Below are 19,778 nucleotides of genomic sequence, written 5' to 3'. Positions count from 1 at the left end.
CTTTTCTCTTTTCTTAGCTAGTTCAGGAAGGAGTTAGAGGCAAGGACAAACACATAAAAAATCTAAAAATGATTAAATTTTCAGCTTTATTTATGCTCATTACGTTTCTTGGATGTGATTCTTCTGGATCAAGTACAGATAATGGTCCCGTAGTTACACCGCCAGTTACCGTTCCTCCGGTGGTAAAACTAACGGATGACGAATTGTTAGATGTAGTTCAAAAACAAACTTTCGCTTATTTTTGGGATTATGCGGAATCAAATTCAGGGATGGCCAGAGAACGTTATATTCCACAGGATCCTTCATTTGATCAAAATATTGTTACCACAGGTGGTTCTGGTTTTGGTTTGATGGCGATTGTTTCAGGAATGTCTCGTGGTTATATTTCAAAAGCACAAGGAGCGGACCGTTTGAACAAAATTGCTAATTTTCTGAACACTGCAGAGCGTTTTCACGGTGCATGGCCACATTGGATCAATGGTACTACAGGTCGCGTAATTCCTTTTGGGACTAAAGATAATGGCGGTGATTTAGTAGAAACCTCTTTTTTAGTAGCAGGAATGATAACTGTTCGCGAATACTTTAAAAACGGAACAACCGAAGAAAAAGCTGTAGCCCAAAAATTCGATACGTTATGGAAAGGAGTCGAATGGCAATGGTACACTAACAATCAAAACAAATTGTTCTGGCATTGGTCTCCTAATTACAATTGGGAAATGAATTTTCCGCTGGAAGGCTACAATGAATGTTTGATTACGTATGTCATGGCAGCAGCTTCACCAACACACGCAATTGCTCCAGCAGCTTATCACGAAGGATGGGCAAGAAGTGGTGGCATAGTTTCAGCCAAAACCAAATACAATCTCCCTTTGATTTTAAAACACAATGGAGCTGAAGAATTTGGCGGACCTTTATTTTGGGCTCATTATTCTTATTTAGGTTTGGACCCAAATCAATTGACGGACAAATATGCCAATTATTGGGATTTGAATACCAATCATACTAAAATCAACTATTTATATGCTGTGGCTAATCCAAAAAATTTCAAAGGATATGGTGCTAATTATTGGGGATTGACGGCTTCGTATTCTCGTAATGGCGATGGCTCAATAGGTTATGATGCGCACATGCCAAGCAATGACAAAGGCGTTATTTCGCCAACAGCTGCGATAAGTTCGATAGTGTATACTCCGCTAGAATCTAAAGCTTTCATACGTAATTTGTATGAAAATTATAAAACAGAAACTTGGGGTGTGGCTGGATTTTATGATGCACACAGCCAGCATTATCAATGGACAGCGCAACGTTATTTGGCGATTGACCAAGGACCAGAAATGGTGATGTTAGAGAATTATCGTACGGGTTTATTGTGGCAGTTGTTCATGAATGCTCCGGAGGTTAAACAAGGTTTGATTAATCTTGGTTTTCATTCTGGTAAATATGGTTTTTAACCAAATTCATCCAAAGAAATACTAATAATTATTTGTAATTAATAAAATATAAAACATGAAAAATAGTATAAAAATATTTTGTCTTACTACGGTATTTTCAATGCAGTTATTGACAAGTTGCTCAGATAATGTAGACAGTAATGAGCCATTAGAATATCCTCCAATAGGTTCTTACAATACATCTGATGATGTAAATGCAGAAAATCTGATTGCAAAATGGAATTTCGATAATAGCATAGCCGATACAAAAGGCGGACTGACAGGAACCGGAAAAAATGTAACCTACACAGAAGGTATTAAAGGACAGGCTTTTCAAGGTTCGAATGCGCAGGAGCGTTATGCAGTTTACAATAATGCAACTGCTGTAGGTGCATTGAGTAGTTTCAGTTTCAGTTTTTGGATGAAATCCGGACAAACCGTTCCTGATGGTGGTGCTCCAGGACAAGGAAAAGGGATTCAAGGAATATTTTCTTTAGTAAACCCAGCTGGTTTTTGGGGAGGCTTAAACTTGTTTCTTGAAAATCCTGATAATGCAAGACCTAATACCCTTCGTTTGAAAATGGGAATTGAAAACAAAAGAGTAGCTTGGGGAGGACAAGGCCCAATTTTTAATATCGATGGTGCAATTGATACTTGGATTCAAGTAGTTTTAACTTATGATGCCGTAACTTCGAGATACACTGTTTATAAAAATGGAGAAAAAGGTACGAGTAGTATTTACGGAACTCCTTATGGTCCTTTTACTGATGTAACTGGTTCTTGTATTCTTTATGGTGATAATCCAGGTGGTCCTGACGGAAGCAATGCAAACCCAAACAACGCTCCACTATACGGTGCATTGGTTTTTGCAACTCCAAATTTATCTCAGCTAGTGATTGGATCCAATCAATTTAGTACTTCACCATCGTTAACAACTACGCATGGAGACGAAGGCTGGGCTACTGATTATGCCGGGTTGCTGGACGAAATGAGAATTTATAAATCAGCTTTAAGCACAAGTGAAGTAGTAGCGCTTTATAAATTGGAAAAAACAAACAGATAATAATTTTACATCAAAAACAGATTACTTAATCTTAAAAGTAATCTGTTTTTTTTAATTCTTTTCTAATGAATAAAAAGCTTCTTTTTCTACTGCTTTGTGCAACGCAATTTATGTTTTCACAAAGTGATATAATTGGTACCCTAAAAACCGAAATCGTACAAAAACGCGAATTGGCTTTTGCTTTACACATTCCTAAAAATACTAAAGAGAAAAAACCTTTAATTGTATTTCTTCACGGTTCTGGTGAAAAAGGAACTGATATCGAAAAAGTAAAAGCGCATGGACCATTCAAGTATTTGAAAAATCACGAAATCGATGCTTATGTTTTGGCACCACAATGCCCGGAAAATGAATATTGGAATGAAGAAGTGCTCTACCGATTGATTCTTAAAATCCAGAAAGAGAATAACATCGACAGCAACAGAATTTATCTCACAGGTCTTAGTATGGGAGCCTGGGCGCTTGGAATTTGGTTGTAGCACATCCTGAAACCTTTGCCGCTTTGGTACCTATTGCAGGATATGTAGATCGAATTCCTATGATTGAAAACTGTAAAATTGCAGCGATCCCAACCCGAATTTTTCATGGTTTACTTGATGATGTTGTAAATGTCGACTATTCGATTGCGATGTATAAAAAATTAAAAACCTGTAATACTAATGTGACACTAACAATTTTTGATGATGCCAATCACGACAGTTGGTCACGAGTATATGACAACCAAGATATATATGACTGGATGTTCAAACAAACAAAAAACAGACAAGATGAAAATTAAATTGATCATACTACTTTTTGGAATTTCACTTTTTGGCTACAGCCAAAAAAAGATCTCTAAAAAGCAGGTTAAAATTAAACCTAGAACAGAATTCGTAGCAGATTTACTTTCGAAAATGACTTTGGAAGAGAAAATTGGACAATTGAATTTGCCTACTTCCGGCGATATTACTACCGGTGCAGCAAGCAGTTCTAATGTGGCGAAGAATATCGAAGACGGAAAAGTGGGTGGCTTATTCAATATAAAATCGGTTCAAAAAATAAAAGAAGTACAAAAAATCGCCGTCGAAAAAAGCCGATTGAAAATTCCGTTGCTTTTTGGAATGGACGTTATTCACGGCTATGAAACGACATTTCCTATTCCGCTAGGATTATCCGCAACTTGGGACATGAAATTAATTGAAAGAAGTGCTCAAATCGCTGCTCAGGAAGCGAGTGCCGATGGGATTAACTGGACATTTTCTCCGATGGTTGATATTTCCCGCGATCCACGCTGGGGAAGAGTTTCTGAAGGTTCCGGTGAAGATCCGTTTTTAGGAAGCGAAATTGCAAAAGCAATGGTCAATGGCTACCAACAAAATGATTTGTCAAAAAACAATACCATTTTATCGTGTGTGAAACATTTTGCTTTGTACGGCGCGCCAGAAGCAGGACGTGATTACAATACGGTGGACATGAGCCGAATTAGAATGTACAACGATTATTTTCCGCCTTATAAAGCGGCTATCGATGCCGGTGTAGGTTCAGTAATGGCGTCTTTCAACGAAATTGATGGAATTCCAGCAACCGGAAACAAATGGTTAATGACTGATGTTTTAAGAAAACAATGGGGATTTAAAGGTTTTGTAGTAACTGATTTTACTGGAATCCCTGAAATGATCCAACACGGAATGGGCGATTTACAAACGGTTTCTGCTCTGGCCCTGAATGCTGGAATAGAAATGGATATGGTGGGCGAAGGTTTCTTGACGACTTTAAAAAAATCATTAGAAGAAGGAAAAGTAACCATTGAACAAATTGATAACGCTGCACGTCTTATTTTGAATGCCAAATATGATTTGGGACTTTTCCAAGATCCCTACAAATATTGTGATGAAAAAAGAGCTAAAACAGAAATTTTTACAAAAAGTCATAGAGATGAAGCAAGAAATATTGCTGCACAATCGTTAGTTTTATTGAAAAACAACAATCAGTTGCTTCCGCTTAAAAAATCAGGAACGATTGCTTTAATCGGACCATTGGCTGATGCCAAAGAAAATATGGCAGGAACTTGGAGTGTAGCTACAAATATGGAAAAATCCATTTCATTACTAGCAGGAATCCAAGAAGTGGCTGGGAAGGATACGAAAGTGCTTTACGGCAAAGGGAGCAATCTGGATTATGATGCCGCTTTCGAAGAAAAAGCAACCATGTTCGGTAAAACGTTACACCGCGATAACAGAACTTCCGAAGAATTATTGGCGGAAGCCTTGAAAATTGCAAATCAATCCGATGTGATTGTAGCTGCTTTAGGCGAATCAGCAGAAATGTCTGGAGAAAGCAGCAGCAGAACGAACTTAGAGATTCCACAGGCACAAAAAGATTTATTGCAAGCCTTATTGAAAACAGGAAAACCAGTTGTGCTAGTTTTATTTACAGGTCGTCCATTGGTTTTGGTACAGGAAAATGAAACAGTTCCAGCTATTTTGAATACTTGGTTTGCAGGAAGTGAAGCCGGAAGTGCGATTGCTGATGTTTTGTTTGGAAATGAAAACCCTTCTGGAAAATTAACGGCTACTTTTCCAAGAAGCGTTGGTCAAGTCCCTATTTATTACAATCAAAAAAACACGGGAAGACCGTTAGGTAATAAAGAAGGAAAGTTCGAAAAATTCAGATCGAATTATATCGACGAAAGAAATGAACCTTTATATCCGTTTGGTTTTGGATTGAGCTATACGACTTTTGCATATTCAAATTTGAAAATTTCATCGGATAAAATGAACTTCAATGAGAATGTAAAAGTTACTGTTGATGTTACCAATACAGGAAATTTTGAAGGTAAAGAAGTGGTCCAGTTGTACATAAGAGATCTAGTGGGTTCCGTTACAAGACCACTAAAAGAGTTGAAAGGTTTCCAGAAAATTGCTCTTAATAAAGGAGAAAAACAAACGGTTACTTTTGAAATTTCAGTTGAAGAATTAAAATTTTATAATTCAGAGCTGCAGTTTATCGCTGAGCCTGGTAGATTTGATGTATTTGTAGGTACGAATTCCAGTACTGATAACAAGGTTAGTTTTGAGTTGATTAAATAAATTTGGTTTGTTTATTTAAGATCAGCCCTTCGGTATTTATATCGGAGGGTTTTTTTGTAACAAAAAAAATGGATTTGTTAAAACGGATACTTTAATACAACCCTATTTTATTTACTTTTATCAATTCAAAAAAATCAATCAAAATGAAATATTTATTTTCTCTTTGCCTGCTCTTTGTATTGAGTTTTGCACAGGCGCAAAACGTCGCATCGCCCTCGGGTAAAATTGCCTTAAGTTTTAAATTAGAGGCTAACGGACAGCCTTCTTATGCGGTCAACTATAAAAATAAAGCAGTCGTTTTAGAAAGTGCTTTGGGAATAAAATTAAAAGAAAAACCAGCTTTAGATGCAAATTTTGAAATACTGACTTCAAAAGCAAGTACTTTCAAAGAGTCTTGGAAACCTGTTTTAGGGGAACAATCTAGTATTCTTAATAATTACAACGAACTTATTATCTCCCTGCTAAACAAAGAAACGAAGGTGAAAATGAATATCATTTTTAGAGTTTTTGATGAAGGAGTAGCTTTCAGATATGATTTTCCAAAACAAGCAGAGCTCAATTATTTTATTATTTCGGATGAGGTTACCCAATTTAATTTAACTGAAAACAATAAAGTATTTTGGATTCCAGGAGATTTCGACAGCAATGAATATGAATACAACGAAACTAAATTTTCTGATATTGATAACTCCAAAATCAATATGAATAACGGAATTGGAGTAAAATCAATTCCAGGGAAATACATGGTTCAAACGCCGTTGATGATGAAAGCGCCTTCCGGTTTGTATCTCAATATTTTTGAAGCGGCAGTAGTAAATTATCCAGTCATGCATTTGAATGCTGATGTGACAAATTATAAATTAAAAGCTGAATTAGTTCCGAATGCTATTGGTGATAAAGCCTATTTGCAAACGCCATGTGTATCGCCTTGGAGAACCATCATGATTAGTGATGATGCTCGGGATATTGTAAGTTCTAAGATGATTTTGAACCTAAATGAACCGTCAAAATTAGAAGATACTTCTTGGATCAAACCTATGAAATATGTTGGAATTTGGTGGGAAATGCACGTAGGAAAATCGACTTGGGATTATGCCGGTTCTCAAAATGCCACTAATTTTGCAGATGCACCTAAAGCATCGGGAAAACACGGCGCAACTACCGAAAACACGAAACGATATATTGATTTTGCTGCAAAAAACGGTTTCGACGGGGTTCTTGTCGAAGGTTGGAATGTAGGTTGGGAGGATTGGAATGGAAACTGGAAAGAGGAAGTTTTTGACTTCACCACGCCTTATCCGGATTTCGATATTGCGGCTCTTTCGGCTTACGCCAAAGAAAAAAACGTAAAAATGATCATGCATCATGAAACATCTGGTTCAGTAGGGAATTACGAAAGACACTTGGATCGCGCTTTTGATTTGATGAAAAAATACGAATATCCAGCAGTAAAATCAGGGTATGTGGGCAAAATCATTCCGCGTGGTGAATTTCATGACGGGCAATCAATGGTGAATCATTTTAACTTTGTGGTAAAACGCGCTGCAGATTACAAGATTATGATTAACTCTCATGAATCGTCAAGACCAACTGGTTTTGGAAGAACGTATCCTAATTATATCGCTGCTGAAGCGGCTCGTGGGAATGAATTCAATGCTTGGAGCGTTGGAAATCCGCCTATGCATGAAACTATTTTGCCATTTACCAGACAATTGGGCGGACCGATGGATTACACGCCGGGAATATTCGAAATTAAAATGAGCTATTATGATAAAAATAAAACGGAGCAGGTACATACCACTTTAGCCAAACAGCTGGCTTTGTACGTAACGATGTATTCTCCGTTGCAAATGGCGGCTGATTTATTAGAAAATTACGAGAAATACCCAGATGCTTTTCAGTTTATCAAAGATGTTGAAACGGATTGGGATAACAGTATTTACTTAGAAGCGGAACCAGGCGATTATGTGACAGTTGCCCGAAAAACAAAAGGAAAAGAAACATGGTTTTTAGGAGCTATCACCGATGAGAATGCCAGAACATCAGAAATAAAATTAGACTTCTTGACCAAAGGGAAAAAATACAAAGCCATCATTTATGAAGATGCTAAAAATGCTGATTGGAAAAACAATCCTATCGCTTATAAAATCAAGACTATTGTGATGACCAGCAAATCAAAAATCAAATTGAATTTGGCTCCAGGTGGAGGAACAGCAATCAGTTTTGAACCGATCCAATAAGTGTTAAATCCTGCAAGAACTTAAAACTTGCAGGATTTTTTTTGAATCTAACCTGAAATATTCGCAAAGAATTACGAAATTGCGAAAGCAACCAAAATCAGAATTGTAAAGAAGAATACCAAAAAAAGCTCCAAATTTATTATGAAAAAATCAATTGTTTTAGCCGCACTTTTATTTGGTGGAATCACCGTTTTTGCGCAAACTAAAGACGAACAAGCGTTAAAAGATATTTATAAATCTTCCCTTACTAATGCCAAATGTTATCCTTGGCTGGAACATTTATCCAACACCATTGGATCTCGATTATCAGGTTCCACAGGAGCCGATAAAGCGGTTTTGTATACCAAAGCACAATTAGAAACACTAGGTTTAGATAAAGTATACCTTCAGGAAGTAATGGTGCCAAAATGGGTTCGAGGCGAAAAAGAAATAGCGTATTTACAAATGGGGAAACAAAAAATTACTTTCCCAATATGTGCGTTGGGTGGCTCAGTTGCCACTCCAAAAAAAGGATTGCAAGCGCCAATACTGGAAGTAAACAGTTTGGAAGAACTAACTGCATTAGGAGAAGCAAAAGTAAAAGGAAAAATCATTTTCTTTAATAGACCGATGAATCCAGAATTCATAGAAACTTTCAAAGCCTACGGAAGTTGCGTAGACCAAAGATCATCAGGAGCAAGAGAAGCTGGAAAACTAGGTGCTTTAGCCGTTATTGTCAGATCGATGAATTTGCGCTTAGATGATTTACCGCATACCGGTGCAACTAATTATGGAGATATTGCCAAAGAACAACGAATTCCGGCTGCAGCCATTAGTACAAACGGAGCAGAACTTTTAAGTAAAAGTTTAAAACAAAATCCAAACGCAGCATTATATTTCAAGCAATCTTGCGAGACCTTTGATGATGTGTTGTCCTATAATGTAGTCGGTGAAATAACGGGTTCTGAACATCCTGAAAGAATAATGGTTGTTGGCGGGCATCTTGATTCTTGGGATCTTGGAGATGGTTCTCATGACGATGGCGCAGGATGTGTCCAAAGTATGGAAGTGTTGAATATCTTCAAAAATATTGGTTACAAACCTAAAAACACGTTACGCGTGGTGTTGTTTATGAATGAAGAAAACGGTGTTCGAGGCGGAAAAGAATATGAAACACAATCCAATAAAAATAATGAAAATCATATTTTTGCTTTAGAAAGTGATTCGGGAGGATTTTCTCCAAGAGGATTTTCAATTGAAGCTGACGAAGCAAATTTTAACAAAATTAGCAGTTGGTCAACTTTATTTGAACCGTATTTAATACACAAATTTGTAAAGGGACATTCCGGGGTTGATATCGGTCCGTTACAATCCAATCACATTGTAAAAGTCGGATTGCAACCAGATTCTCAACGTTATTTTGATTATCATCATGCTGCAAATGACACTTTTGATGCTGTCAATAAAAGAGAGTTGGAACTAGGAGCGGCAGCAATGGCTTCTTTGCTTTATTTGATGGATCAAAACGGTATAGCTAAGTAAAAAAAGCAATAGTTTTTGGTTTTAAGCAATAAGAATAAAACAATGTCGCATTTTTTTTACCATATAAGTCATAAAAGTTTAAGTTTCACTTGTGTTGAGCTTATATAACTTAAGTAACAATAAGGTCATTTAAGGTTTAATACTTACATGACTTATATGTTAAAAATTATTCCACTCATTTTATAGTGCGACATTAAATATTTCCAACTAATTACAATCATTTTTTTTAATATTTAAAAGAAATTGTGAATGTAGCACCTTCATTTATTTTACTTTCCACGGCGATTCTTCCGCCTAAACTAGTGATGTGATTGTACACTAAATACAATCCTATTCCATTGCTGTCTATGTTATTATGGAATTTTTCGTATAAGCCAAAAATCTTATCTTTAACTTTATCCATGTCAAAACCGAGTCCATTATCAGAAAAAATTAATTGATTTACTCCATTGACTTTTCTAGATTGGATGGTAATAATGGGTGTTTTTTGTGGTTTTGCATATTTAATTGAATTGGTTACTAAATTCAAAAAAATACTTTTGATATATGCTTTGTTAAAAGTAATATTCTCAAAAGCTGAAAAGTCAACTTTAATAACTGCTTTTGAATCTTGGACTAGAGAATTTATGGAAATTAGGACTTCTTCAAGTGATTCATTTAAATTTATTTCTTCAATTTGAGTATTTATACTTTCGTTTTCTACTAATTGATCAATAGAATCATTTAAAGTTTGTTTTAAATTTTCACTGGTTAATTTAAGAATTTCTACTAACTCCAACGTTTCTGGATCATTGATTTTTGAAACGTCTATAAGGCTGAAAACAGAAAGCATATTATTTATGGGAGACTTTAAATCATGCGAAGTTTTATGAGACAAAACGGTTAGTTCTTTGTTGATTTGCGTCAAATTTGCAATAAGCAAATTGCGCTCATCTTCCATTCTTTTTTTATGGGTGATGTTTTTAGCAATTGCATAGACTAATTTCTCCGACTCAACAGGCATTGATGTCCATGATAACCAGACAATTTCGCCACTTTTTGTTAAATAGCGGTTTTCAAAATTTAAAAGAGGTTTGTTTTTATAAACTTGTTCTCTGGTTTCTATAGTGATTTGGAGGTCCGGTGTGTAAACAAAACTGCTGATAGGTCGAGAATATAATTCCTCTTCCGTAAAGCCTAATAACTTTGAAACAGCGGGATTTATTCTTCTAAAATAGCCATCAAATCCTGCAATGCATATGAAATCTGCTGAGATATTAAAAAAATTATCAAAGTGATAGTCTGTTTTTAAAGAAGGTATAGTGGTGTTATTTTTGGTCATTTATAATTTTAAGAAATTATACTGTATTAAAATTACGCAACTTGAAACTAGCAAATCCGATTTATAAATTTAACTAATTAAAATTAAAAAAAAGAAAAAAAAATGAAACACTTGTTAATTTTATACGTTTTGTTTTTTTAAATCAAATTCATAAAAAAAGCCATCATTTATGACAGCTTATTTAATTTTTTTATATAGGATGAATTAAATTCTAAATATTCCTCCCACTGCGATAATTCTCTGGAAAAAGAAAAAGTCTTGAGAAGCACTGTCTTCAGTATTCTGTGTAGTTCGAATGTCTTGCATGTTGATGTAACCTCCTTTGAGTTCTCCTTGTAAATAAAAGTGCTTGAAAAAAGTAACATTCAATCCTGCCTTTAACGAGGTACCATAGCCCGAAACATGGAAATCATCATGTCGTTCTTTTCCCAATAAAGTTGTGTTTGTTTTTGGATACAATAGACCAAAACCAACTCCTTCCGTTAAATTGATTTGAATTTTATCAGTGTTTTCAATAGCGAACATTGAGGAGATATCGTCATGTCTGGATACTTCAGTATTGACATAATTTAAACCATCAGTGTGCTCGTACTTCAGAAATTCTTCTGTCAATAACACTTGATTGTTGGGCAATATTTCATCATACGATCCTGGATTTTGATAATAGCCATCAATAGGAACAGCCTGATCTTGCGTCATGACATATTTCATGTGATCTACTCCTATTGCTACGCTGTAATGGTCACTAATGAAATACCCCATTCTAAAATTAGTTTGGGGAATCGTCATTCTCGAAGGATTAATATAATCCACATGCCAACCTTTTGGTTTGTCATGAGCTTCCACATTTTCTAATGTAAAATTATAATCTTTACCTCTAAAAGTGATGTCTGAATTGGAGTAGGTGTCTCTGTTTCCTCCCCATGACATAAAAAATTTCCCTTTGTTATGTGTTGTATATTTATTTTGAATTTCTGTATTTTCCTGTGCAGTTGCGTTATTGGTAAATAAAATAGTAAGGAATGCGGAATATAATAAAAAATGTTTCAATGTATTTGGGGCCTAAATTTAAAATGTATTAATTGTTTTTCTGATGGCAACTAGCTTAGTCATTAAGGATTCAAAAAAATCTAAATGCAACATATTAGCACCATCACTTTTTGCATTAGCAGGATCAAAATGAGTTTCAATAAAAATTCCGTCTACGCCTACAGCGATACCAGCTTTGGCGATAGTTTCAATCATATCAGGTCTTCCGCCAGTAACTCCAGCTGTTTGGTTGGGTTGTTGGAGCGAATGGGTAACGTCAAGAACGGTAGTAGCATATTGTTGCATCGTAGGAATTCCTCTAAAATCAACAATCATGTCTTGGTAGCCAAACATGGTTCCTCTGTCCGTAACCATCACGTTTTCATTGTGACAATCCAATACTTTTTGAACGGCATGCTTCATGCTTTCTGGACTCATGAATTGTCCTTTTTTCAAGTTGACTACTTTTCCAGTATTGGCAGCAGCCACGACCAAGTCAGTTTGGCGCACTAAAAAAGCGGGAATTTGCAGCACATCAACATATTGAGCAGCCATATCAGCATCTTCATTGGTATGAATATCGGTAACGGTAGGAACTTTAAACGTTTCCGAAACTTTTCTAAGGATTTTCAATGCTTTCTCGTCTCCAATTCCTGAAAAACTGTCAATTCTAGATCGATTGGCTTTCTTGAAAGAACCTTTAAAAACGAAAGGAATTTGTAAATTATCAGTAATACCAACTAGTTTTTCGGCAATTCGCATAGCCATTTCTTCCCCTTCAATAGCACAAGGACCCGCTAGAAGAAAGAAATTGCCACTCTCAGTATATTTGATTTGTGGAATATGTTGTAGGTTCATAGTATGATTTTTTAAAGGTGCAAAGGTAGTTATGATTTACGATTTACGATTTATGATTTCCAAATAATTTGGGGCATTAACTTTTTTTTAGGAGCTGTTTCCTGCTGTTCGCTTCAATCTCCCTGAAAAACGGGAGGATTTCCACTTCCATCAGGGCTAGGGAATTGGTAAACATGGATGTTATGGGATTTTAAAGCGATTATTTTTTCAATGTAAGCCCAACTGGAACCATCAAAATTCCTTTTTCATAGATGTTTAAATACAGTAGAATTGGTTTTTTTTGCCCGGCCCACTTTATTTCAAATACCTCTAAAAATCCGGCGCCAAGTTCACTTCTTTTTGTCGGAAACGGACAGCAGTTTTCTAATTTTATAAAAGTTATTTTTTCACCATTAGGCCCGGCAAGCGCATTGAAAAATCGTTGTTGATTAACGGTTTCATTTTTCGTGTTATTGAAAAATAGATTGATAGGATAGTCTTTGTCAAAGCCATACTTTTTGTCTTTACTATATTCTGTAATTACAAATGTATTGTCTTTATTCAGCACTAGGTTTGGGGCATTATCATCCGTATTTTTCAAAGTAGATTGTATACTCGAACAAGAGGTCATGCCAATTAGTATAGCAAAAAATAGAATCGATTTTTTCATGTTGTAGGTAGTATTAAAAGGGAAAAATGTAACTAGAGAATCTTATGTTTACAATGCTACAAAGATAAACAGAACTTTATACGTGAAACGTGTTTCAGAGATATTTTGAAACCTTTTTCACGGAATTTTTTATTTATCATTTTATCTGCTAAAATGCTTCTTATCTTTGCCCAAAAAAAACAATTATGGATGTAATTTTTCAAACTTGGTCTTGGTATATTTCTGGTTTTTTGATCGGTATGATTATGTTAGCGCTTATTTATTTTGGTAAATCATTCGGGATGTCTTCTAATTTACGCTCGCTTTGTTCTATGGCTGGTTTAGGAAAACGAGTAGCCTTTTTTGATTTTGATTGGAAAGCACAACGGTGGAATTTAGTGGTCGTTTTAGGAGCCATGTTAGGTGGTTTTGTTGCCGTACATTTTATGAGTGATGCTTCAAATGTAGCTATCAACCCTAAAACGATTGCACAATTAGCGGAGCTCGGAATCGATGCTCCTAATGGAAAATTAGTGCCAGAGGCACTTTTTGGAAACTCTATTTTAGAATCTCCAAAAAGCATTTTTATTCTGCTTGTTGGAGGTGTTTTGATCGGTTTTGGCTCGCGTTATGCCGGAGGTTGTACTTCAGGCCACGCTATTTCAGGATTAAGTAATTTGCAAATTCCTTCTTTGAAAGCGGTGATTGGGTTTTTTATCGGTGGTTTGATTATGGCTCATTTTTTATTGCCATTAATTCTAAACTAGTAAAGTAATCATCATTAAAAATTTTAAATAAAAAGTATGAAAAATATAGTAAAATATCTTTTGGTTGGATTTGTTTTCGGAATTGTATTGACCAAATCAGAAGCGGTTTCCTGGTATCGCATTTATGAAATGTTTCAATTTCAGTCTTTTCACATGTACGGAATTATTTCGGTTGCGATCTTGACAGGAATTATTGGAATCCAAATCATAAAACGAAACAACATCAAAGACATTAAAGGAGAATCTATTGAAATTCCTGACAAAGAAAAAGGATCAGCACGGTACTGGATTGGAGGATTATTTTTTGGATTGGGTTGGGCTTTAGTGGGTTCCTGTCCAGGGCCTATATTCATTTTGCTTGGTGCTGGTTTTTGGACTGTATTAATTGTGCTTTTTGGAGCACTTGTAGGAACCTATCTCTATGGATTATTAAAGAGTAAATTGCCCCATTAATTAAAATAAAGCTATGGATGAAGTAGTGTTTTCAATCGAAAACACTACTTTTTTTGGTTTAATTTCAAAATGCCCCTAACAATCAAGTACTGCGCAATGAGGTAAGTTGTCATAATTAAAAAGGAGCTGTATTGCAATGGGGTATAAAATTTGTCCAATGCCAAAATACTATCTGATGCTACAAAAACAATAGCTCCAATCAGAATATAGATATTAGCTGGTTTTTGCCAGTTCAAAAAGCCTTTCAAGGCAAATAATAGCATAATTGAAATTGTCAGTGCATAAATAATAACTGGAATTTTTAAGTCTCCCAAAGTAGGTAATAAAAGCAACAGCAGCACAATTAAATAAAAGGCGATAGCAGTAACTCCAACCCAATAAATGATTTTACTTTTCTTTAAATATATTTTTAATTGTTTGCTAAAAAGCAGGATGTAGAAAATATGCGAAAGTAGAAAAGCAATTAATCCTGCGATAAAATAAAACTTCCCTTGATCCGCAAACATTAAGATCATATCACCTATCCAAGACAGTGTCAATGCGGTTAATAGAATTTTTTTGGTAACGAATCTTTCATGTGCATAAACTGCCAGAATTAAAAACGACAATAAAAATGGTTTTAAAAACCATGCAATATCCTCTCTTCCCAATAGAATTAGCAAAAGATATACCAGACTAAAACCAATAAAACTTTTTACTATTATGTTGCTTTTCATAAGTTGATTTTAGGATTGAAGTACCATTAATGTTTGTTTTTCAAAATTACTTTTTACAAAATAGAGCGTTACTACTAGAGATAAAAGAAGGTAACCCGCAATAATGTAACTGGCAAAAGGAAAAAGTTGGTTCATTCCAAACCAATCTCCAAAATAGAAAATTAATCCAATACCAACCACAAAACGAATACTTTCCCATAGTATAGAAATTTTGCGCGTATCCATTAATTCCGTGTAACTATAAACGGTCAAAAAAATAAAAGCACCGTAAATAAATACATTTGGTAAGCCTATTATTGCAATGGAGTTGTACAGATAGCTAATTAATAATAAAGTAACAATTGCCTGAAAAATGGACCAATACATCAGTTTTTTGGAATGTAGAGTTCCATATTTTTCAAAGTTATATACATTGGTGATTTTCGTTACTGGATATTTTTCTTCAAAATTTTCTGGACGCCAACCTGTAGGTTTGAACCAAATTGTAAACTTATCTTTCCAGTTTTCGGCGCGCCAAGCATCTGTAATTAGCAATGACAAATGTTGGAAATTAATGCGGATTGGATTCCATGTTCGTGCTGGTCTCGTTATGCCGAAAACGGGCGGAACCGCTGCTAATTCTGCTTGAAAAGTGCCAAACAATTTGTCCCAAATTATAAATATTTGGGAATGATTTTTATCCATATATTCGGGATTTATGGCATGATGTACCCGATGATGTGAGGGAGAAACCAATATTTGTTCTAGAAAACCAATTTTTTTAATGTGCTTCGTATGGTACCAGAATTGCAGGAATAAATGGATGGGTAAGGTAATCGCAATCACTTTGGAGGGAACTCCTAATAGGGCTGCTGGAATCAATAAAAAGGTAAACAAGTTGACAAAACTTGAAATGGGTTGACGCAAGGCGCATGCCAAGTTGAATTCCTCACTACTATGATGAATGGCATGTTTATTCCATAGGAAATTAATTTGGTGAGACAATCGATGGCTCCAATAGCCATAAAAATCGATAGCAATGAATCCAATAACATAAGTTAAAACAGTTGCCTCTAATTCAAATAAAGCTATTTTAGAGGCAATCCAATCATAGGAAACTAGCGTGATACTGAGTCCCAATACATCTTTTAAGGAATTAACCATTCCAGAGCTAACACTCGAAACAGAGTCCATATTGGGGGATGTATCTTCTCCTTTGTAATGCCCATATATTTTTTCAAGGATAATTAAAATTAAAAAAATGGGCATTACAAAAACTAAAATTTTACCATATTCTTCCATAAAAACTATTTTTAATATTCAAATATAGAATAAAAGAAAATGTTTTTAAATGATGCACAGTACTTTATTTCTCTCTGGGAAGTTTCTACTATTCTTTAAATGATCTCTGCATTTAAACCTGCTTCCAATAATTGGGTGCATTGTGGTTTCAATTTTTCGTAAGAACCTGTTTTTACGGTACACTTTCCGTTATAATGCACAATCAAGGAGCATTGTTCTGCTTGTTCAGGCGTGTGATCACAAACGCGAATTAAAGTTTCAATAACATGGTCAAAAGTATTTACATCATCGTTGTAAACTACAATTTCATGGTCTAATTGTATTGCTTCTTTGACACTTACTCTTTCTCTTACTTTTTCTTTAGTACTCATTTTTGTAGGTTTTTGTACTTTCGTAATTAATAAAAAAACATCACTACTAATTTACATATTTTAAAGATACCCAATTGTTTCTTTCTAGTTTTTTAACATAAGTTAATCCTTTCTCCGTGCAAGAAGCGTCTATGAATGGAATATCCTCTTGGTAGAAACCGCTTAAAAGCAATGTTCCATCTGGATTTAAGCTGTCAACATAACTTTGCATATCGTTCAACAAAATATTTCTGTTGATGTTGGCAATAATCAAATCGTATTTTTTGCCTGCCAATAAAGCAGCTTCTCCTTCATAAACGGTAATGTGTTTGCAGTTATTGCGTTCTGCATTTTCAATAGAGTTTAGGTAACACCAGTTGTCAATATCAATGGCATCAATAGGTTGTGCTCCTTTCATCTCAGCAAGGATTGCTAAAATTGCAGTTCCACAGCCCATGTCGAGCGTTTTTTGTCCAGTAACATCCATTTCTAGTAAATGTTGAATCATCATGTGCGTTGTTTCATGGTGACCCGTTCCAAAACTCATTTTTGGCTCAATTACAATATCAAATTCGGCATCTGTTTTTAGGTGAAAAGGCGCACGGACATGGCAATTTCCATCGACATCTATGGCATCAAAATTCTTTTCCCATTCTTCATTCCAATTGACTTGTGCTATCTCTTCAAAAGTATACGTGATTGTAAACTCTTCCGACTGCAAAATATGAATGTCTTCTAAAATAGTTTCGTCCCATAAATCCTTTTGAACAAAAGCGGAAATTCCCGCCTGCGTTTCGGTAAAACTCTCAAACGCTTTTTCTCCTAACTCGGCGATTAATATTTCAGAACCTAATTGTTTCGCTTGTTCGCTATCGCTTTGGTCTTTTGATTCAATAGTAAAATGATATCCAATATATATGTTTGACATGCTTCTTTTTTTTGCAAAGGTAACAATCACTATTTAAATCGCATTTGGAAATCAATTTTTATTTTACATTTGCAAAAGGAACACACTACTAACAATGAAAAAAACGACACTTTTTTTGGTGTTTTTGTACAGTTTTTTAGGAACTGCGCAAGAAAACATCAAACAAACGAAACAGGATAACGATTTAAAATTATCGGCACTGCCTTACTACAGCTTTGGAAAAGGAATTGGAATTACTTCTCCGGACAGTTTATACCAATTGAATATTCGGTTTCGGATGCAAAACAGAGTAACTTATCTAGAGAATGATGGAGAAGATGGAGCTTATGATGGACAAATTAGACGTTTGCGTTTGCGATTGGATGGCTATGTAGGAACGCCAAAATTTTTATATGCCATCCAATTATCTTTTGCCCCAGGTGATGTGGGAGAAATTAAAGAAGGGGAAAATTTAAATATTATTCGGGATGCAGTAGTTTTTTACAGACCCAACAAACATTGGAATATCAGTTTTGGACAAACTAAATTACCTGGAAATCGTCAGCGTGTTAATTCGTCTGGTGGGTTGCAATTAACGGATCGCTCTATTAATAATGCCCGCTTTACGATTGATAGGGATTTTGGTTTTCAAGTCCATAATATGAATGAATTTAAAGATAAATTTTCATATAATTTTAAAACGGCTATTTCTAGTGGTGAAGGACGCAACATCACCGGAAATGCGGATGCCGGAGTAGCAGTGACTGGTAAAGTGGAACTTTTGCCTTTTGGATCTTTTGCTAAAGACGGAACTTATTTTGAAGGGGATATCATCAGAGAAAAAAGACCTAAATTATTACTTTCTGGAGCTTTTCAACAAAATAATCACGCCAAAAGAACACAAGGGCAATTAGGAAATGATTTATTTGAAGAGCGCACGATGAAATCAGTAATGTTAGATGCCATGTTAAAATACAACGGATGGGCTGCAATGTCAAGTTACATGTCTAGAGCTACGTCAAGAAATGCTGTGACAGTAAATCCAGATGATAGTTCACAATCAAATTTCGCTTATGTTGGTAGTGGATTTGATTATCAATTGAGTTATAATTTTCCTTCAAATTATGAGGTCATTGGGCGATATTCAACACAAAAACTAGGGAAAGATATTCAGGCGTTAGCCCCAAATTCCAAACAATATACCGTGGGCTTAACTAAATATATTTGGGAGCACAGTTTCAAACTTCAAAGTGAATTAACTTTTGATACTTTAAATTATTTTGATGGAAGTATAAAAAATAATTGGTATGTGCGTTTTCAGGTGGAGATAGGCATATAAAAAAAAGCGGTGATAGAGAAAATCACCGCTTTTTTTACGTTTTTTAATAAACTTTTATAGTGCGTTTACGATGGCAACAAAATCGTCTGCTTTGAGTGCGGCACCACCAATAAGACCTCCGTCAACATCTGGTTTTGAGAAAATTTCTTTTGCATTGTCCGGTTTTACGCTTCCACCATAAAGGATAGATACGTTTTCAGCAATAGCACTTCCAAAAGCTTTGCGAACTGTTTCTCTGATAAACTCATGCATTTCTTGTGCTTGTTCTGGAGAAGCTGTCTCTCCAGTTCCTATTGCCCAAACTGGCTCGTAGGCCAAAACAATACTTTCCCAGTCCTTAGTTTCAATGTGAAATATACCATCTCTTAATTGATTTTCAACGACATTAAAATGATTTTTAGATTGACGGTCCTTTAATTCTTCTCCAAAGCAAAAGATAACTCTCATGTCATGTTCCAATGCGGTATTTACTTTATTCGCTATTAATGCGTCTGTTTCATGGAAAATAGCCCTGCGTTCTGAATGTCCCAGAATTACAGTATCCACACCTACACTTTTCAACATATCAGCGGAGATTTCGCCAGTAAAAGCACCACTTTCTGCTTGATGAACATTTTGCGCAGCAACCTCAATATTAGTAAATTCTAAATGATCAACAGCAGAAGCCAAGTTTACAAAAGTAGGAGCTACAATAACTTGTACTATCGTCTCAGTTGGGATTTTTGCTATTAATTCATTCAATAAATCTTCTGTTTGTTCTGCATTTTTATGCATTTTCCAGTTTCCTGCAACAATTTTTTTTCTCAT

General features: G+C 35.3%; 19 protein-coding genes. 10 read left to right on the top strand and 9 right to left on the bottom strand.

What is annotated here, in order from left to right; genetic code table 11:
- Nucleotides 1-68: 68 nt before the first annotated feature.
- From IWX83_RS09420 to IWX83_RS09395, 7 genes are all read left to right on the top strand, one after another.
- Entirely contained in the window at nt 69-1,451 is a 1,383-nt protein-coding gene (locus IWX83_RS09420; protein WP_073353040.1) for a glucoamylase family protein, read from the top strand.
- A gap of 55 nt (nt 1,452-1,506) precedes the next feature.
- On the top strand, nt 1,507-2,493 hold the full coding sequence (locus tag IWX83_RS09415) for a LamG domain-containing protein (protein WP_139259439.1): 987 nt from the start codon (nt 1,507-1,509) through the stop codon (nt 2,491-2,493).
- 65 nt (nt 2,494-2,558) lie between these two features.
- Nucleotides 2,559-2,972 (top strand): hypothetical protein, encoded by a 414-nt coding sequence (locus IWX83_RS17220; protein ID WP_231379917.1) that lies wholly within the window; start codon nt 2,559-2,561, stop codon nt 2,970-2,972.
- Complete coding sequence (locus IWX83_RS17215; RefSeq protein WP_231379915.1) at nt 2,963-3,271, top strand: prolyl oligopeptidase family serine peptidase; 309 nt, start codon at nt 2,963-2,965, stop codon at nt 3,269-3,271. The genes IWX83_RS17220 and IWX83_RS17215 overlap by 10 nt, the downstream gene beginning before the upstream one ends.
- Nucleotides 3,261-5,561 (top strand): beta-glucosidase BglX, encoded by a 2,301-nt coding sequence (bglX, locus tag IWX83_RS09405; protein WP_196829248.1) that lies wholly within the window; start codon nt 3,261-3,263, stop codon nt 5,559-5,561. Before IWX83_RS17215 ends, bglX begins: the two co-directional genes overlap by 11 nt.
- A gap of 143 nt (nt 5,562-5,704) precedes the next feature.
- Nucleotides 5,705-7,801, top strand: coding sequence for a glycoside hydrolase family 97 protein (locus IWX83_RS09400; RefSeq protein ID WP_196829246.1), 2,097 nt, complete (start codon nt 5,705-5,707; stop codon nt 7,799-7,801).
- 141 nt (nt 7,802-7,942) lie between these two features.
- Entirely contained in the window at nt 7,943-9,322 is a 1,380-nt protein-coding gene (locus IWX83_RS09395) for a M28 family peptidase (protein WP_073353036.1), read from the top strand.
- A 226-nt stretch (nt 9,323-9,548) separates the two neighbouring features.
- On the opposite strand, the gene IWX83_RS09390 is transcribed toward IWX83_RS09395, so the two are convergent.
- The 4 genes from IWX83_RS09390 to IWX83_RS09375 all read right to left on the bottom strand — a co-directional run bounded on the left by IWX83_RS09390 (nt 9,549) and on the right by IWX83_RS09375 (nt 13,179).
- Nucleotides 9,549-10,643, bottom strand: a complete 1,095-nt coding sequence (locus tag IWX83_RS09390; RefSeq protein WP_196829244.1) for a PAS domain-containing sensor histidine kinase — start codon at nt 10,641-10,643, stop codon at nt 9,549-9,551.
- Between the two features lie 204 nt (nt 10,644-10,847).
- On the bottom strand, nt 10,848-11,693 hold the full coding sequence (locus IWX83_RS09385) for a hypothetical protein (RefSeq protein ID WP_196829242.1): 846 nt from the start codon (nt 11,691-11,693) through the stop codon (nt 10,848-10,850).
- 18 nt (nt 11,694-11,711) lie between these two features.
- Nucleotides 11,712-12,530, bottom strand: coding sequence for a 3-deoxy-8-phosphooctulonate synthase (kdsA, locus tag IWX83_RS09380; protein WP_073353033.1), 819 nt, complete (start codon nt 12,528-12,530; stop codon nt 11,712-11,714).
- A gap of 199 nt (nt 12,531-12,729) precedes the next feature.
- Nucleotides 12,730-13,179 (bottom strand): 2-dehydro-3-deoxyphosphooctonate aldolase, encoded by a 450-nt coding sequence (locus IWX83_RS09375; protein ID WP_073353032.1) that lies wholly within the window; start codon nt 13,177-13,179, stop codon nt 12,730-12,732.
- 185 nt (nt 13,180-13,364) lie between these two features.
- Between IWX83_RS09375 and IWX83_RS09370 the strand changes: the two genes are divergently transcribed.
- Complete coding sequence (locus tag IWX83_RS09370) at nt 13,365-13,925, top strand: YeeE/YedE family protein (RefSeq protein ID WP_073353031.1); 561 nt, start codon at nt 13,365-13,367, stop codon at nt 13,923-13,925.
- Between the two features lie 36 nt (nt 13,926-13,961).
- Entirely contained in the window at nt 13,962-14,378 is a 417-nt protein-coding gene (locus IWX83_RS09365; RefSeq protein WP_073353030.1) for a DUF6691 family protein, read from the top strand.
- Between the two features lie 44 nt (nt 14,379-14,422).
- On the opposite strand, the gene IWX83_RS09360 is transcribed toward IWX83_RS09365, so the two are convergent.
- The 4 genes from IWX83_RS09360 to prmA form a co-directional block, all read right to left on the bottom strand.
- Nucleotides 14,423-15,094, bottom strand: coding sequence for a lysoplasmalogenase (locus IWX83_RS09360; protein WP_073353029.1), 672 nt, complete (start codon nt 15,092-15,094; stop codon nt 14,423-14,425).
- Between the two features lie 9 nt (nt 15,095-15,103).
- Nucleotides 15,104-16,375: a sterol desaturase family protein gene (locus tag IWX83_RS09355; RefSeq protein ID WP_196829240.1), complete on the bottom strand. Its 1,272-nt coding sequence runs from the start codon at nt 16,373-16,375 to the stop codon at nt 15,104-15,106.
- Between the two features lie 95 nt (nt 16,376-16,470).
- Nucleotides 16,471-16,746 carry an ATP-dependent Clp protease adaptor ClpS gene (locus IWX83_RS09350; RefSeq protein WP_066077086.1) on the bottom strand — a complete coding sequence of 92 codons (276 nt, stop codon included), beginning with the start codon at nt 16,744-16,746 and terminating at the stop codon, nt 16,471-16,473.
- 46 nt (nt 16,747-16,792) lie between these two features.
- Nucleotides 16,793-17,653 (bottom strand): 50S ribosomal protein L11 methyltransferase, encoded by an 861-nt coding sequence (prmA, locus tag IWX83_RS09345; RefSeq protein WP_196829238.1) that lies wholly within the window; start codon nt 17,651-17,653, stop codon nt 16,793-16,795.
- Between the two features lie 94 nt (nt 17,654-17,747).
- On the opposite strand from prmA, the gene IWX83_RS09340 reads away from it, so the two are divergent.
- Nucleotides 17,748-18,971 carry a porin gene (locus IWX83_RS09340; RefSeq protein ID WP_196829236.1) on the top strand — a complete coding sequence of 408 codons (1,224 nt, stop codon included), beginning with the start codon at nt 17,748-17,750 and terminating at the stop codon, nt 18,969-18,971.
- 54 nt (nt 18,972-19,025) lie between these two features.
- Here the strand turns inward: IWX83_RS09340 and tpiA are convergent, their stop codons facing one another.
- Nucleotides 19,026-19,778 carry a triose-phosphate isomerase gene (gene tpiA, locus IWX83_RS09335; RefSeq protein ID WP_073353025.1) on the bottom strand — a complete coding sequence of 251 codons (753 nt, stop codon included), beginning with the start codon at nt 19,776-19,778 and terminating at the stop codon, nt 19,026-19,028.

This window comes from Flavobacterium sp. CG_9.1 (assembly GCF_015751645.1).
GTDB lineage: Bacteria > Bacteroidota > Bacteroidia > Flavobacteriales > Flavobacteriaceae > Flavobacterium > Flavobacterium xanthum.
This window is presented reverse-complemented; position numbering and strand designations above follow the sequence as displayed.